Origin of the sequence: Ralstonia sp. 25mfcol4.1 (genome assembly GCF_900104095.1) — a bacterium.
In the GTDB taxonomy this organism is placed as follows: domain Bacteria; phylum Pseudomonadota; class Gammaproteobacteria; order Burkholderiales; family Burkholderiaceae; genus Cupriavidus.
Window position 1 is genome coordinate 164,906 of the sequence record NZ_FNJO01000010.1, and the last position, 14,137, is coordinate 179,042.

The 14,137-nt window shown below is 68.8% G+C and carries 13 protein-coding genes; 10 read left to right on the forward strand and 3 right to left on the reverse strand.

What is annotated here, in order from left to right; all coding sequences use genetic code 11:
* Positions 1-23: 23 nt before the first annotated feature.
* On the forward strand, positions 24-1,478 hold the full coding sequence (locus BLQ58_RS18615; protein WP_092600972.1) for an amidase: 1,455 nt from the start codon (positions 24-26) through the stop codon (positions 1,476-1,478).
* Between the two features lie 75 nt (positions 1,479-1,553).
* The gene (locus BLQ58_RS18620) at positions 1,554-2,480 is read left to right on the forward strand and encodes a LysR family transcriptional regulator (RefSeq protein WP_092600974.1); all 927 of its coding nucleotides are present in this window, start codon (positions 1,554-1,556) and stop codon (positions 2,478-2,480) included.
* A 16-nt stretch (positions 2,481-2,496) separates the two neighbouring features.
* Here BLQ58_RS18620 and BLQ58_RS18625 read toward each other — a convergent pair whose 3' ends face one another.
* Complete coding sequence (locus BLQ58_RS18625; RefSeq protein WP_092600976.1) at positions 2,497-3,447, reverse strand: dihydrodipicolinate synthase family protein; 951 nt, start codon at positions 3,445-3,447, stop codon at positions 2,497-2,499.
* Between the two features lie 245 nt (positions 3,448-3,692).
* Between BLQ58_RS18625 and BLQ58_RS18630 the strand changes: the two genes are divergently transcribed.
* The 5 genes from BLQ58_RS18630 to BLQ58_RS18650 all read left to right on the forward strand — a co-directional run bounded on the left by BLQ58_RS18630 (position 3,693) and on the right by BLQ58_RS18650 (position 9,569).
* Complete coding sequence (locus BLQ58_RS18630; protein ID WP_092600978.1) at positions 3,693-4,658, forward strand: Bug family tripartite tricarboxylate transporter substrate binding protein; 966 nt, start codon at positions 3,693-3,695, stop codon at positions 4,656-4,658.
* A gap of 31 nt (positions 4,659-4,689) precedes the next feature.
* A complete protein-coding gene (locus BLQ58_RS18635) occupies positions 4,690-5,715 on the forward strand; it encodes a 4-hydroxythreonine-4-phosphate dehydrogenase PdxA (protein ID WP_092601169.1) in 1,026 nt (341 codons plus the stop codon).
* 25 nt (positions 5,716-5,740) lie between these two features.
* Positions 5,741-6,916, forward strand: a complete 1,176-nt coding sequence (locus tag BLQ58_RS18640) for an L-rhamnonate dehydratase (RefSeq protein ID WP_092600980.1) — start codon at positions 5,741-5,743, stop codon at positions 6,914-6,916.
* Positions 6,917-7,067: 151 nt separating this feature from the next.
* Positions 7,068-8,111, forward strand: a complete 1,044-nt coding sequence (locus BLQ58_RS18645) for a patatin-like phospholipase family protein (protein ID WP_092600982.1) — start codon at positions 7,068-7,070, stop codon at positions 8,109-8,111.
* Between the two features lie 3 nt (positions 8,112-8,114).
* Positions 8,115-9,569, forward strand: coding sequence for a GntP family permease (locus tag BLQ58_RS18650; RefSeq protein ID WP_092600984.1), 1,455 nt, complete (start codon positions 8,115-8,117; stop codon positions 9,567-9,569).
* A 34-nt stretch (positions 9,570-9,603) separates the two neighbouring features.
* On the opposite strand, the gene BLQ58_RS18655 is transcribed toward BLQ58_RS18650, so the two are convergent.
* The gene (locus BLQ58_RS18655; protein ID WP_092600986.1) at positions 9,604-10,713 is read right to left on the reverse strand and encodes an NADH:flavin oxidoreductase/NADH oxidase; all 1,110 of its coding nucleotides are present in this window, start codon (positions 10,711-10,713) and stop codon (positions 9,604-9,606) included.
* Positions 10,714-10,806: 93 nt separating this feature from the next.
* Between BLQ58_RS18655 and BLQ58_RS18660 the strand changes: the two genes are divergently transcribed.
* A complete protein-coding gene (locus BLQ58_RS18660) occupies positions 10,807-11,682 on the forward strand; it encodes a LysR family transcriptional regulator (protein ID WP_092600988.1) in 876 nt (291 codons plus the stop codon).
* Positions 11,683-11,701: 19 nt separating this feature from the next.
* Here BLQ58_RS18660 and BLQ58_RS18665 read toward each other — a convergent pair whose 3' ends face one another.
* A complete protein-coding gene (locus tag BLQ58_RS18665) occupies positions 11,702-12,226 on the reverse strand; it encodes a cupin domain-containing protein (RefSeq protein WP_092601171.1) in 525 nt (174 codons plus the stop codon).
* 177 nt (positions 12,227-12,403) lie between these two features.
* On the opposite strand from BLQ58_RS18665, the gene BLQ58_RS18670 reads away from it, so the two are divergent.
* Positions 12,404-13,312 carry a DMT family transporter gene (locus tag BLQ58_RS18670; protein ID WP_092600990.1) on the forward strand — a complete coding sequence of 303 codons (909 nt, stop codon included), beginning with the start codon at positions 12,404-12,406 and terminating at the stop codon, positions 13,310-13,312.
* The gene (locus BLQ58_RS18675) at positions 13,296-14,063 is read left to right on the forward strand and encodes a helix-turn-helix transcriptional regulator (RefSeq protein WP_092600992.1); all 768 of its coding nucleotides are present in this window, start codon (positions 13,296-13,298) and stop codon (positions 14,061-14,063) included. The genes BLQ58_RS18670 and BLQ58_RS18675 overlap by 17 nt, the downstream gene beginning before the upstream one ends.
* The last annotated feature ends 74 nt before the right edge of the window (positions 14,064-14,137 follow it).

Here is a 14,137-nt window from a genome sequence, read left to right on the forward strand (position 1 = left end):
TCCCACTGCAAACTGGAGAAACCATGACACTGACCGAATACGTGACCCACGACGCGCTGGGCCTGGCCGCGCTTGTCGCCCGCAAGGAAGTCACGGCCGAAGAACTGGCCGAACTGGCACGCGAGGCCATCGAAGCCGTCAACCCGGCCATCGGCGCGGTGGTCGAGCACTGGCCGCTGGCCGACGCCGGTCAGGCTAAGGTCGATGGTCCGCTTGCCGGCGTGCCCTTCCTGATCAAGGACCTGGCGATCGCCATGGCCGGCAGGCGGCTGGAACTGGGGTCGCGGCTGGCGGCCGGTCTGGTGGCGCCGGACGATTCGAACCTGATGCAGCGGCTGCGCGCCGCCGGGCTGGTCACGCTGGGCCGCACGGCCACGCCCGAAATGGCGTTCAGCACGGCCACGGAATCGGTGCAGCAAGGCCAGACCCGCAACCCCTGGGATACGCAGCGCAGCGCGGGCGGCTCCAGCGGTGGGGCTGCCGCAGCCGTGGCGGCCGGGATCGTGCCGCTGGCCCACGCCACCGATGCAGCGGGATCGATCCGCGTGCCGGCGTCGTTCACGGGACTGTTCGGCCTGAAATCCACGCGCGGCCGGGTTTCGAACGGTCCGGCGCTCGACGAGGTCTTCGCCGGGCTTGGCGTGCAAGGCGGCCTGAGCCGCACCGTGCGCGACAGCGCCGCGCTGCTTGATGCCATCCACGGCACGGCAGCCGGCGAGCCGTATCACACCGCGGCCCCCGCGCGGCCTTTCCTCGCCGAGGTCGGCCGCGACCCGGGACGCCTGCGCATCGGGCTGATGCTGGCGCCCTGGAACGATGGCGCGGTGTCACAAGTTGTGACGGATGCCACCACCGATGCCGCCCGCAAGCTGGCGGGTCTCGGCCACCACGTCGAGCTGGTGCGCCCGGACCTTGGGGTGTCCTGGGACGCCTTCGTCCATGCCAACGCGCAAATCTGGTGTGCCACGCTGGTGAACTGGATCGACGCCGTTGCCGTGCAGACCGGCCGGCGCGTGGATGCCGATACGCTGGAACCGGCCACGCTGGCGGCCTATCGCTACGGCCAGCGTGTCACGGGCACGGCATTCGCGGCGGCCCTGGATGTTCGCAACGCCGTCACGCGCGCCACGGCCGGCTGGTTTGCCGGGACCGACATCGTCATGACGCCCACCATGCCAGACCTGCCCGAGCCCGTGGGCACCTATGCGGCCGGCGCCGAGCAGATGGACGGGCTGGCATGGACGGCGCGCGTGTTCCGGCACTCGCCGTTCACACCGGCCTTCAACGTGGCGGGCCTGCCCGCGATGTCCGTACCGATGGCCACCGCGCCAACGGGGCCGCATGCCGGTTTGCCAATCGGCATCCAGTTCGGCGCCGGCTTCGGGCAGGAGGCGACGCTATTCCGCCTGGCCGGCCAGATCGAGCAGGCACACCCCTGGGCCGGCCGGCATCCGGCGGTCTGGGCTGGCCGGACGTGAAGCGAGGACGGGGCGGCAGGGGCCGACGCATTAGAATGACGCGCCAGCCCTGCGCCACCTCGCCATAACCGCCCCATGATTCCGTCCGTCTCCGCCCTGCACAACCGCCTGAAGATGCAGCACCTGCGCCTGCTGGTCGCCATCGAGGAACGGGGGTCACTGCGCCAGGCGGCCGAGGCGCTGACATTGTCGCAGCCGGCCGTCAGCAAGATGCTGCAGGACATGGAAGACCTGCTGGGCGTGTCGCTGTTCGAGCGGCACGCGCGCGGCCTGCGGCCCACGCGCTTTGGCGGCGCTGCCACGCGCTACGCCAAGCTCGTGTTTGCCGACATGGCCGGGTTGCGCGATGAACTGGTGGCGCTGGAAGCGGGCAAGATCGGCCGCGTGCGCGTGGGCGCGGTGATGGCGCCCACGCCGGGGCTGCTCGCCAGCGCCATCCGGCAGCTCAATCGCGATCACCCGCAGCTTGAAATCGCCGTGCAGGTCGACACCAGCGACGTGCTGATGCCGCAACTGGAGCGCGACCAGCTCGACGTCGTGCTGGGCCGCGTGCCCGAGGGCTGGGACACCAGCGCGCTGGATTTCGAGCAGCTTGGCGACGAAGGCCTGGCCATCGTGGTCGGGCCGCAGCACCCGCTGGCGACACGCGGCGAACTGGCGTTCGCGGAGCTGACCCGGTATCCGTGGATCATGCAGCCCCGCCCCAGCCCGATGCGCGCGCTGCTGGACCGCTCTTTCGAGGACGCCGGCGTGCCGGCGCCCCCTTCGACCATCGAGACGGCCGCCGTACTGATGACCACCTCGCTGCTGATCGACAGCGAACTGATTGCCGTGCTGCCCGAATCGGTGGCCGCCTACTACGCGCAGCTGGGCGCGCTGGCCGTGCTGCCGCTGCCCCTGCCGATCAAGCTCGGGCCGTACGGCATCGTCACGCGGCGCGGGCGCCCGGTGTCGGCGTCGATGAGCCTGCTGATCGATACCCTGCGCGCCCACGCCGCCTGATCACCGCCCTGCCGGCTCAGCGTCCCCAGCGCAGCACCAGCGGATCGAGCCGTCGCGCCACCTTCAGCAAGCCCTCGCGCGTGGCCGGATGCATCGGCTGCAGCGGATGACGCACGGCATCCGAGCGGATCACGCCGCCTTCCTGCATCAGCACCTTGGCGGTGGCCAGCCAGCCCTGGCGGTTTTCGTAGTTGATCAGCGGCAGCCATTGCTGGTAGCGGTCGGCCGCCGCGTCGGCATCGCCCGCCTGCCAGGCGTCGAGGATCTGGCGGATGCCGTCCGGGTAGCCGGCGCCGGTCATGGCACCGGTTGCGCCGGCTTCCAGGTCGGCCATCAGCGTGATCGCTTCCTCGCCGTCCCAGGGCCCCACGATGGCGTCGCCGCCCAGCGCGATCAGTTCGCGCAATTTGGCGGCCGCCTGCGGCACCTCGATCTTGAAGTACGACACATTGGCCAGTTCGCGGGCCATGCGCGCCAGGAACGGCGCCGACAGCGTGGTGCCGCTGACCGGCGCATCCTGGATCATGATCGGGATGTCGACGGCCGCCGATACGGTGGCAAAGAACTCGTAGATGCTGCGCTCCGGCACCCGGATCGTGGCGCCGTGGTACGGCGGCATGACCATCACCATGGCGGCACCGGCGTCCTGCGCGGCGCGACTGCGCTCGGCACAGATGCGCGAGCTGAAGTGCGTGGTGGTGACGATCACCGGCACGCGGCCGGCCACGTGATCGAGCACCGTGGTCATCAGCAGCTGGCGCTCGTCGTCGGTCAGCACGAACTGCTCGGAAAAGTTCGCCAGGATGCAGATGCCGTGCGAACCGGCATCGATCATGAAATCGATGCAGCGGCGCTGGCCGTCCAGGTCCAGCCCGCCCTGGGCGTCGAAGATGGTGGGTGCCACCGGGAACACGCCGCGATACTGGGCCGCAATGGGGGCCGGAATGGGGGCCGGAATCTGGGTCATGCTGTCTCCTTTGTTGTCTTGTGCCGCCAAATATACGGGCCGCTCGCTGGCCTGCCTATTGAATCCTGCGGATACCCTGATCGCCTGCGGTGATCGCTCGGCGGCAGGCCGGCGCGCCGACGCCGCGTTAACCCCGATATCACCGCCGCTTATCGCCGCTTCAGAAATGCTCAGTTTTCGGGGGGTACTCATCTTTCGTATAGTGGACGTCACGCAGCGCAGACTGCCCATCGACGGAGACAATCATGAAGACATGGATGGCCGGCACCCTGGCCGGTATCGCGGTGTTTGGCATGGCGGCGCCATGCGCCCGGGCCGACGATGCCCGCCCGATCCGCATGATGGTGGGCGCCGCGCCCGGCGGCGGCACCGACATCATGGCGCGCATCGTTTCAGACAAGCTGTCCGCCATCCTGAAGCAGCCCGTGGTGGTCGACAACCGTCCCGGCGCATCGAACACCATCGCCGCCGACATCACCGCCAAGGCCCAGCCCGATGGCAACACGCTGCTGATGGGTGTGTCGACGTCGCAGGCCATCGCGCCGCACCTGCTCAAGCTGCAGTTCAACCCGCTGAAGGACCTGGTGCCCGTGGCCCTGGTGGCCCAGGTGCCGAACGTGCTGGTGGTGAACAACCAGCTGCCGGTCCAGGACGCGAAGACGCTGGTCGCCCAGATCCAGGCCAACCCGGACAAGTACCGCTACAGCTCGTCGGGCGTCGGCAGCACGCAGCATCTGGCGGCGGCGGCCTTCGTCCACCAGATCCACGGCAAGATGCTTCATGTTCCGTACAAGAGCAGCGCCAGCGGGCTGGTGGACCTGATGGGCGGCCAGGTGGACATGAGCTTCGAGACCATGCCGTCGGTCATCAACCATATCAAGGCCGGCAAGCTGCGCGCGCTCGCCGTGACGTCCGACAAACGCTCGGCGCTGCTGCCGAACGTGCCGACGCTCAAGGAAGCCGGCGTGCCCGACATCCAGGCCAATACCTGGTACGGCGTCTACGCCACGGCCGGCACGCCGCCGGCCACGCTGCAGAAAATCAGCGCCGCCATGGCCCAGGTCATGAAGGACCCCGACACCGTCCGCCGCCTGGCCGACGTGGGAGCCGTGCCCGGCGCGATGGACCCCGCCCAGTTCGACGCTTTCTCGCGCAGCGAATATGCGCGCTACGGCAAGCTGATTGCCGAACTCGGCGTGAAACTGGACTGAATCGACTGGAATGGACCGACTGGACCGAAACATGCCCCAACGCCCCCGTATTGCCATGGTGCTCGGCGACCCCGCCGGCATCGGCCCCGAACTGATCGCCCGGCTGCTGGCCGACCCCGTTGCCGCGCAGGCGCGCATCCTGCTGATTGCCGACCGCGAGGAATGGCGGCGCGGCATGGCGGTGGCGGGCGTGAGCCTGTCGCTGCCCGAAGTGGAACGGCCCGACTTCCAGGGCACCGAGCAGGGCCCGCGCCTATATCACTGGAACCTGGACGACAAGCCGGCCTACCCGCGCGGCGAGGCCAGCGCCGCTGGCGGCCGCTATTGCCTTGGTACGCTGCAGGTGGCGCTTACGCTGGCCCAGGCGGGTCAGGCCGATGCCATCCTGTTCGGCCCGCTCAACAAGAGTTCGATGCACGCCGCTGGCATGGGTCACAACGACGAACTGCACTGGTTTGCCGAGAAGCTGGGCTACGGCGGCCCGTTCTGCGAATTCAATGTGCTGGACGGCCTGTGGACGTCGCGCGTGACCTCGCACGTGGCCATCCAGGAGGTGCCCGCGCTGATTACCCCGGCCCGCGTGCGCGACGCCATCGACCTGATCGACCATGCGCTGCGCCGCTCCGGCGTGGCGACCCCGCGCATCGCCGTCTGCGGCCTGAACCCGCACAACGGCGACAACGGCGCGTTCGGCCGCGAGGAAATCGACGTGATCGGGCCAGCCGTGGCCGAGGCGCAGTCGCGCGGCGTGGCGGCACAGGGCCCGTTCCCGGCGGACACCATCTTCCTGAAGGTCCAGGGCGGCCCGGACCAGCGCCAGTTCGATGCCATCGTCACCATGTACCACGACCAGGGCCAGATCGGCATCAAGCTGATGGGCTTTTCGCGCGGCGTGACGGTACAGGGCGGGCTGCCCGTGCCGATCACCACGCCGGCCCACGGCACCGCCTTCGACATCACGCAGCAGGGCCGGGCCAATCCGGGCGCCACGCTGCAAGCGTTCCACCTGGCCTGCCAGATGGGCGCCCGCCGGCTGGCGGATGCCCGCGCCGCCTGACCCCCATCGCCACCAGGACTCCACCATGAAAATCACCAACGTCCGCGCCCGCGTCTTTCAATGGAAAGGCAAGACGGTGCCGCCGCAGGCGCACTTCTGCACCAACGCCACCGACATCCTGTACGACCGCGGCGACGCCATGGGGTCGTTCCGCTTCCACGACTGGCTCGTGGTCGAGGTGGAAACCGACGACGGCCACGTGGGTATCGGCAACTGCGCGCTGGCCCCGCGCGTGGCCAAGCAGATCGTCGACCAGTACCTGGCGCCGATCGTGATCGGACAGGACCCGTTCGACAATGAATACCTGTGGCAGAAGATGTACCGCCGCACCCATGCCTGGGGCCGCAAGGGCATCGGCATGGCGGCCATCTCGGCCGTGGACATCGCGCTGTGGGACCTGATGGGCAAGGCCACCGGCCGGCCCGTGTTCAAGCTGCTGGGCGGCCGCACCAAGGAAAAGATCTGGTGCTACGCATCGAAGCTCTATAACAACGATGACCGCGACGCCTTCCTGGCCGAAGCCCAGCGTTACCTCGATCAGGGCTTCACGGCGATGAAGATGCGCTTCGGCTACGGCCCCAAGGACGGCCCGGCCGGCATGCAGAAGAACCTGGAACAGGTGCGCCTGCTGCGCGAACTGGTGGGCGATGGCGTGGACATCATGCTCGAGTGCTATATGGGCTGGACGCTCGAATACGCCCGCCGCATGATCCCGCGCCTGGCCGAATTCAACCCGCGCTGGCTGGAGGAGCCGGTCATCGCCGACGACATCGAGGGCTACGCCGAACTGAAGAAGATGAGCCCCTTCCCGATCTCGGGCGGCGAGCACGAATTCACGTCGTACGGCTTCAAGGACCTGCTGGAACGGCGCGCGGTGGACGTGATCCAGTACGACACCAACCGCGTGGGCGGCATCACCGCCGCACAGAAGATCAACGCGATGGCCGAGGCCTGGTCGGTGCCCGTCATTCCCCACGCCGGCCAGATGCACAACTACCATCTGACCATGGCGTCCACGGCATCGCCGATGTCGGAGTTTTTCCCGGTCCACGACGTGGAGGTGGGCAACGAGCTGTTCTACTACATCTTCCAGGGCGAACCCGCGCCGGACAACGGCTACCTGCAACTGGACGACCACCTGCCAGGCCTGGGCCTGACGCTCAACGAGGCGTATTTCGACCAGTTCGAGATTATCGGGTGACTGACGGCAGTTTTCCGCTGCCATCCCGGCCCCGCTCTCCCGCCTGCGGGAGAGGGGCCCGCAGGCGCGCTGCCGACCTTGCGTAAGTTGCACTGCACAACAAATAATAGAGCGGCTTGTACCTCACGTGAGTCACCTTCGGGAGCGTCGGATGAACGAGGAAGGCAAGACCGCCGCGGCGCGCGAGCCGCTGCTGATCGACCTGGCGCTGCAGGGCGGCGGCGCCCATGGCGCCTTTACCTGGGGCGTGCTGGATCGCCTGCTGGAAGAACCCTGGCTCGATATCGATGGGATATCGGGCACGTCGGCCGGGGCGATGAATGCCGCCGTGCTGGTCTACGGCCATGCGCTGGATGGCCGGGCGGGTGCCCGCCGGGCGCTGGAAGCGTTCTGGCAGCGAGTGTCCGATGCGGCCCGCTTCAGCCCGTTCCGCCGCACCCCGCTCGACGTGATCCTGGGGCGCTGGACACTCGACAACTCCCCGCTGTTCGTCGCCGCCGACCTGGCCGCGCGCATCTGGTCGCCCTATGACCTGAGCCGCACCGGCAGCAATCCGCTGGCCGAGGTGCTGCAGGCCACCATCGATTTCGATGTCCTGGCCCAGGCCCCGATTCATCTGTTTGTCACGGCCACCAATGTGGAAACCGGGCGCGGCCGCGTGTTCAAGAACACCGAAGTCACGGCCAGCGTGCTGCTGGCGTCGGCCTGCCTGCCCACGGTGTTCCAGGCCGTGGAGATCGACGGCGTGCCGTACTGGGATGGCGGCTATGCCGGCAACCCCACCATCACGCCGCTGGTGCGCGAATGCCAGTCGCGCGACACCATCCTCGTGCAGATCAACCCGGTGGCGCGGGCCGGCGTGCCACGCTCGGCGCGCGACATCCTGAGCCGGGTCAACGAGATTTCCTTCAACGCCGCCCTGCTCAAGGAACTGCGCATGATCGCCGTGCTGCAGCGCGTGGCCGACCCCGGCGATGCCGAGGGCGCCCAATGGGCCGACATGCGCATCCATCGCATTGCCAGCGAGCGCATGGCCGAATTTGGTTCGTCGTCGAAGATGAATGCCGAATGGCCGTTCCTGTGCATGTTGCGCGACGAAGGCCGCGCGGCGGCCGAGCAGTTCCTGGCCATGCACGGCGATGCGCTGGGCAACCAGTCCTCGTTCGATCTCGACGAACTGCTGCGGGAGGTCTGAGCCATGGGCTTGCTAGGCATCGTCATCGCCCTGGCGGCGATGATCTGGATGGCGTTCCGTGGCTGGAGCATCCTGCTGATCGCCCCGGCCGCCGCGCTGCTGGCGGCCGCCACGGCGGGCGACCCGTTGCTGGCCAACTGGACGCAGACCTTCATGGGCACGGCGGCCGGCTTCGTCGCCCAGTTCTTTCCGCTGTTCCTGCTGGGCGCGCTGTTCGGCAAGCTGATGGACGACAGCGGATCGGTGACCGCGATTGCCGACTGGATGACGCGCACGCTCGGGTCCAGCCGCGCGATGCTGGCCGTGGTGCTGGCCGGCGCCCTGCTCACCTATGGTGGCGTCAGCCTGTTCGTGGCGTTCTTCGTGCTGGCGCCGATGGCCCATGCGCTGTTTCGCGCGGCCGACATCCCGCACCGTCTGATGCCGGCCGCCATCGTGCTGGGCACTTCCACCTTTACGATGTCAGCCCTGCCCGGCACGCCGGCGATCCAGAACGCGATCCCGATGCCCTTCTTCAGCACCACGCCGTTCGCGGCGCCGGGGCTGGGCATCATCGCCAGCCTGGTGATGCTGGCGTTCGGCATGTGGTGGCTGACGCGCTGCGAAGGTGCGGCGCGCCGCAAGGGCGAAGGCTACGGCGGCGGGACATCGGCCGGTGTCGACGAGGTGGCCGAACGCCCGCTGATCCGCGAGCGCGCCAGCACCGCGCATGAGTTCGATCCGGCCGAAGCGCGGCACGGCCAGCGCAGCGCCGAGCCGCCCGGCGCGCTGGTGGCGCTGCTGCCGCTGGTCGTGGTGATTGCGGTGAACCTGACCATGAGCCTGGTCGTGCTGCCGCGCCTGGACGCGGACTACCTGGCGCTGCCGGAATGGGGTGCCACGTCGTTGCAGGCCGTGGGCGGGGTGTGGTCAGTGATCGTCGCGCTGGCGGCGGCCATCCTGTGCCTGGTGCTGCTGAACTGGCGGCGCCTGACCGCATTGCGCGAAACCATGGGCGCCGGTGCGCACGCGGCAGCCCTGCCGGTGCTCAGCGTGGCCAGCCTGGTCGGCTTTGGCGCCGTGGTGGCCGGGCTGCCGGGCTTTGCGGTGGTACGGGACTGGGTGTTGTCGATCGAAGGCGGCCCGCTGGTGTCGCTGGCCGTGGCCACCAACGTGCTGTCGGCGCTGACCGGCTCGGCATCGGGCGGCCTGACCATCGCGCTCGATGCGCTCGGCGGCACCTACCTGGCGCAGGCGCTGGAGATCGGCCTCGATCCCGCCGTGCTGCACCGCGTGGCGGTGATGAGCGCCGGTACGCTCGACACGCTGCCGCACAACGGCGCGGTGGTCACGCTGCTGGCCGTCTGCGGCACCACGCACAAGCAAAGCTACGGCGGCATCGTGATGGTCGGCATCGTCGGGCCGCTGCTGGCGCTGGTGGCCGTCATCGTACTCGGGACACTGGTCGGATCGTTCTGAACCGGCCAGTGCCCCGGCACGCCATTCGCGCCGGTCAGGCCGACTGCACGCGGTAGCGTTCCAGCCAGTGGGCGTACGGCGCGGGCAGCACCCATGACGGACGCTCCAAGCCCAGCTTCATCGCGGTCTGGTACGGCCAGTGCGGGTTCGACAGCATGGCGCGGCCCACCATCACCAGATCCATCTGGCCTTCCTCCACCACGCGGTTGGCCACCACGGGGTCGTCGATGCCCCACGACGACGCCACCGGCAGGCCGGCCTCGCGATGTACGCGCTCGGCGATCGGCGCCAGGAAGGCCGGGCCCCAGGGGATCCTGGCATCGGGCGTGGAAAAGCCGACGCTGACGTTCAGCATGTCCAGGCCGCCCTCGCGCATGGCGCGCACCAGTTCGATCGATTCCTTGAGCGTCTGCTCGTCGTTGCCGTCGTACTCGATCACGCCGAAACGGGCGGTCAGCGGCAGGTTCTGCGGCCACACCTCGCGCACGGCGGCCAGCGTTTCCAGCAGGAAGCGGCCACGGCCGATGGCGTCCTTGCCGTATTCGTCGGTACGCTCGTTGCCGTGGACCGAGAAGAAGCTCTGCGCCAGATAGCCGTGCGCGAAGTGCAATTCCAGCCACTGGAAGCCGGCGTCGCGGGCGCGCCGGGCGGCAGCCACGAAATCGGCCTGGATGCGGGCGATATCGTCGTGCGTCATCGCTTCGGGCATTTTCGACAGGTTCGCGCCGAACGGCCTCGCCGACGGCGAAAGGGTCTTCCAGCCACGGTCGTCGCCCTCGGGGATATGGTCGTCGCCTTCCCACGGACGGTTGGCGCTGGCCTTGCGGCCGGCGTGGGCGATCTGGATGCCGGGAACGGCACCACCCGCCTTGATGGCCTCGGCAATGCGCGCCATGCCGACGGCCTGCTCGTCGTTCCACAGACCCGTGCATCCTGGCGTGATCCGGCCTTCCGGCGACACCGCCGTGGCCTCGACGATCACCAGGCCGGCGCCGCCACGGGCCAGGCCGGCGTAGTGGGACAGGTGCCAGTCGTTGGTGAAGCCATCGATAGCGCTGTACTGGCACATCGGCGGCACCGCGATGCGGTTGCGGAGCGTAACGTCTTTCAGCGTGAACGGAGTGAAAAGTGCAGGCGTAGTCATGTGTGATCTCTGCATGTTGCAATGCAGCGATATTAGCCATGGCCCGCTATAATGAAAACCGTCTACGCGTTATCGCTTCCATAAGAGTTCATTATGCTTAACCCCCAATGGCTGCGCTCGTTTGCCATGCTGGCGCAAACCGGCAGCTTTACCAGCGCGGCCGACGAACTCGGCCTGACCCAGGCCGCCGTCAGCCAGCACATCCGGCATCTGGAAGATTCGCTCGGTCCGCTGCTGATCCGCCGCCCGCGCGCGCTGGAACTGACGCCGGCCGGCCGCGCGCTGCTGGAATACTGCGCCGACATGGAACTGGCCAACGACCGGCTGCGCGCCCGGCTGGTCGACGATGGCGAGTCCGGCGTGGTCGGGCTGATCACGCCCGGCAGCATCGGCCTGTTCCTGTACCCGCGCCTGCTGGACCTGCAGGGCAAGACGCCGGGACTGATCATCCGGCACCGTTTCGCGCCAGATGCCGAGGTGCTGGAAAGCGTGCTGCAGAACCGCTTTGACGTGGGGCTGGTGTCGCTCAAGCCCGACGATCCCCGGCTGACCGCGACGCCGTTCAGCGAGGAGCCCCTGGAACTGGTCTATCCGGCGGGCGAACAGGTACAGGGCTGGGACGATCTGCAGCGCATCGGTTTCGTCGACCATCCGGACGGCAAGACCATGGCCAACCGCCTGCTGAGCCGGCACTACCCGGGTAATCCGGGCGTGCATACGCTGCCCTGCCGGGGCTTCAGCAACCAGGTGAGTCTGATGCTGGAACCGGTGGCGCGCGGTTTTGGCTTTACCGTGATTCCGCGCTATGCGCGCCAGGCTTTCGTGCAGAAGGACCAGATCCGGGTGCTGGACTGCCACGCGCCGGTGATCGACAAGCTCTGGCTGATCCACCGCTCGGAATGGGCGCTGGCGCCGCGCGTGGCGCGCGTGGTGGACTACCTGCGCACGCAGGTGAAGACTGCCGCCTAGTGGCCGGGAACGGCGCCCTTCAGGATTGGCGGGGCCGGCTGCCCAGCCGGGCGATCACATCGGCATGCGCCGGGTGCGACGCCGCCAGCCGCAGGGGATCGGCCAGTTCGAATTCGCTGAACTCGAAGCCCGGTGCCACCGTGCAGCCGGCCAGCGCATAGCCGGCCGCGCCTTCGGTGGCGGGCACGCGCTCGGCGGCAAACCAGCAGCCGGCCGGCACCACGGCCTGGAACACGGTGCCGGGTTGCGCCAGTGGATTGCCCAGCCGATGCGTGACCAGCGTGCCGTCGGGCGTCAGCCAGCGCACGTGGATCGGATCGCCGGCGTAGAAATGCCATGCCTCGTCGGCACGGATGCGATGCCAGGCCGAAAACGCCGTATCGCACAGCAGGTAGTAGATCGCGGTGGAAGCGGAACGCTCGGCGCCGTCGGGCAGGCGCCGCACACGGGCCGCGTCACGGAACGTTTCGCGGTAATAGCCGCCTTCGGGATGCGGAATCAGGCCAAGCTCGTCGATCAGGCGTTGCTGCGGGGTATCGGTCATGGCGGAGGGCGGCAGTGGCACGGGGGCCGCCACCATACCATGGTGCGTCAGGCGAACAGTGCAGGATTTGCCAAGACAGCCCTGGCGCGCTGCGCTAGTCTGCCGGGCAATATCCGGAAATCCGCCCCCGATCGCCGGTGATGACGATCGCGGGCCTGCGAGCTGCCCACTACCAAGATGTCGCGCCCCGTTCCCGCCTGGCTGCCCGCCATGGCCTTTGTCCTGATCTGGTCCACCGGTTTCATCGTCGGCAAGGCCGTCGTGCCGGTGGCCGATACCAGCCTGTTCCTGCTGGCCCGCTTTGCGCTGGCCACGCTGATGTTCGCCGCCGTGGCTGGCGCCGGGCGCGCCGCATGGCCGCCGCTGTCGCAGGTGCCGCGCCATCTGCTGGCCGGCGCGCTGATGCAGGGCATCTACCTGTGCGCCGGCTATGGCGCGGTGGCACACGGCCTGTCCCCATCGATCATGGCACTGCTGGGCGCCCTGCAGCCGCTGCTGACCGCCCTGCTGGCCATCCCGCTGCTGGGCGAGCAGCCGACCGCGCGCACCTGGCGCGGGCTCGGGCTGGGCGCGCTGGGCGTGGGTCTGGTAGTCTTGCCAGCCATGCAGGCCGGCGCGCCGCACGTGGTATCCCCGTGGATTGTGCTGGTCGGCGTGCTGGCGATTGTCTCGATCACGATGGGAACCCTGCTCCAGAAAACCTCGATCCGCCGCGCGGATATCCGCGCCAGTTCGGCCTGGCAAAACGCCGGGGCGATGCTGGTGGCCGGCGTCGTGGTGAGTGCGTCCGGCGGCATCGGCGCGTTGCGCTGGCAAGGCGGCCCCACGCTGTGGATATCGCTGGCGTGGGCCGCGGTGGTGCTGTCCGGCCTGGGCACGTGGCTGTTGCTGGGCCTGGTGCGGCGCGGCCAGGCGGCCAATGCCGCCGCGCTGATGTTCCTGGCCCCGCCGCTGGCGGCCGTGCAGGCCGCGCTGCTGTTCGGCGACCGCCTTGGGCCCGTGCAGTGGGTGGGCATGGCCATCGCCGGGGTTGGCGTCTGGCTCTGCCAGACACAGGGCAAGCCGCGTCATGCCGAAGCTCGTTGAGCACACTTCGCCCCTGGTCGAACCGCGCCGCTACCCGCACCGGCCGTTCGGCCACGCGCACGACTATCACCAGTTGCTGTTTGGCGTGGATGGCCAGACCGAACTGGAAATCGACGGCCGCGCCTATCGGGTGGACGGCACCCACGGCCTTGTCATCCCGGCCGGCATGCATCATCTGTGCAGCGGACTGACCGACAACCTGCAGCTCGTGGCCGACTTTCCCGCCAGCTCCGTGGCGCTGCCGGCGCGGCTGATGGCGACGCCCCGCATGTTCGCGATGGATCCCGCGTTTGCCACGCGTGTGCGCCGGCTGGCCACCGCACGGCAGGCGTCGGGCGCCCTGCCGCAGCATGCCTGGCAGCAGGCAGCGGCGCTGGCGGGCGGCCTGTCCGCCATGCTCGGCCTCGATGACCGGCAGGCCGATGCGGCACGCTTTCCGGTGGGCGCCATCGACCGCTACCTGCGCACCCATCTTTCCACGCCCCTGCGGGTGGACCAGCTTGCCGCACGCATCGGCTGGGGGCCCCGGCGCTTTCATACGCTGTTCTGCGAGGCCTTCGGCGACACGCCCCACGGCTATCAGACGCGCCTTCGGCTGGACCAGGCCGTGCAATGGCTGATGGCCGGCACGATGCCGCTGGCCGATATCGCGGCCGGCGTTGGTTATCCCGACCAGACCACCTTCACGCGCGCCTTCGCGCGCCGTTTTGGCATGCCGCCGGCCGCCTGGCGCTTGGCCGCCGCAGCCTGACGCGCAAGTTTTACAAAGACGAGTAAGGGGCGCACGAGGCCCTTCGCGCGGTCCTGTCCGCAAGCCAGACACCG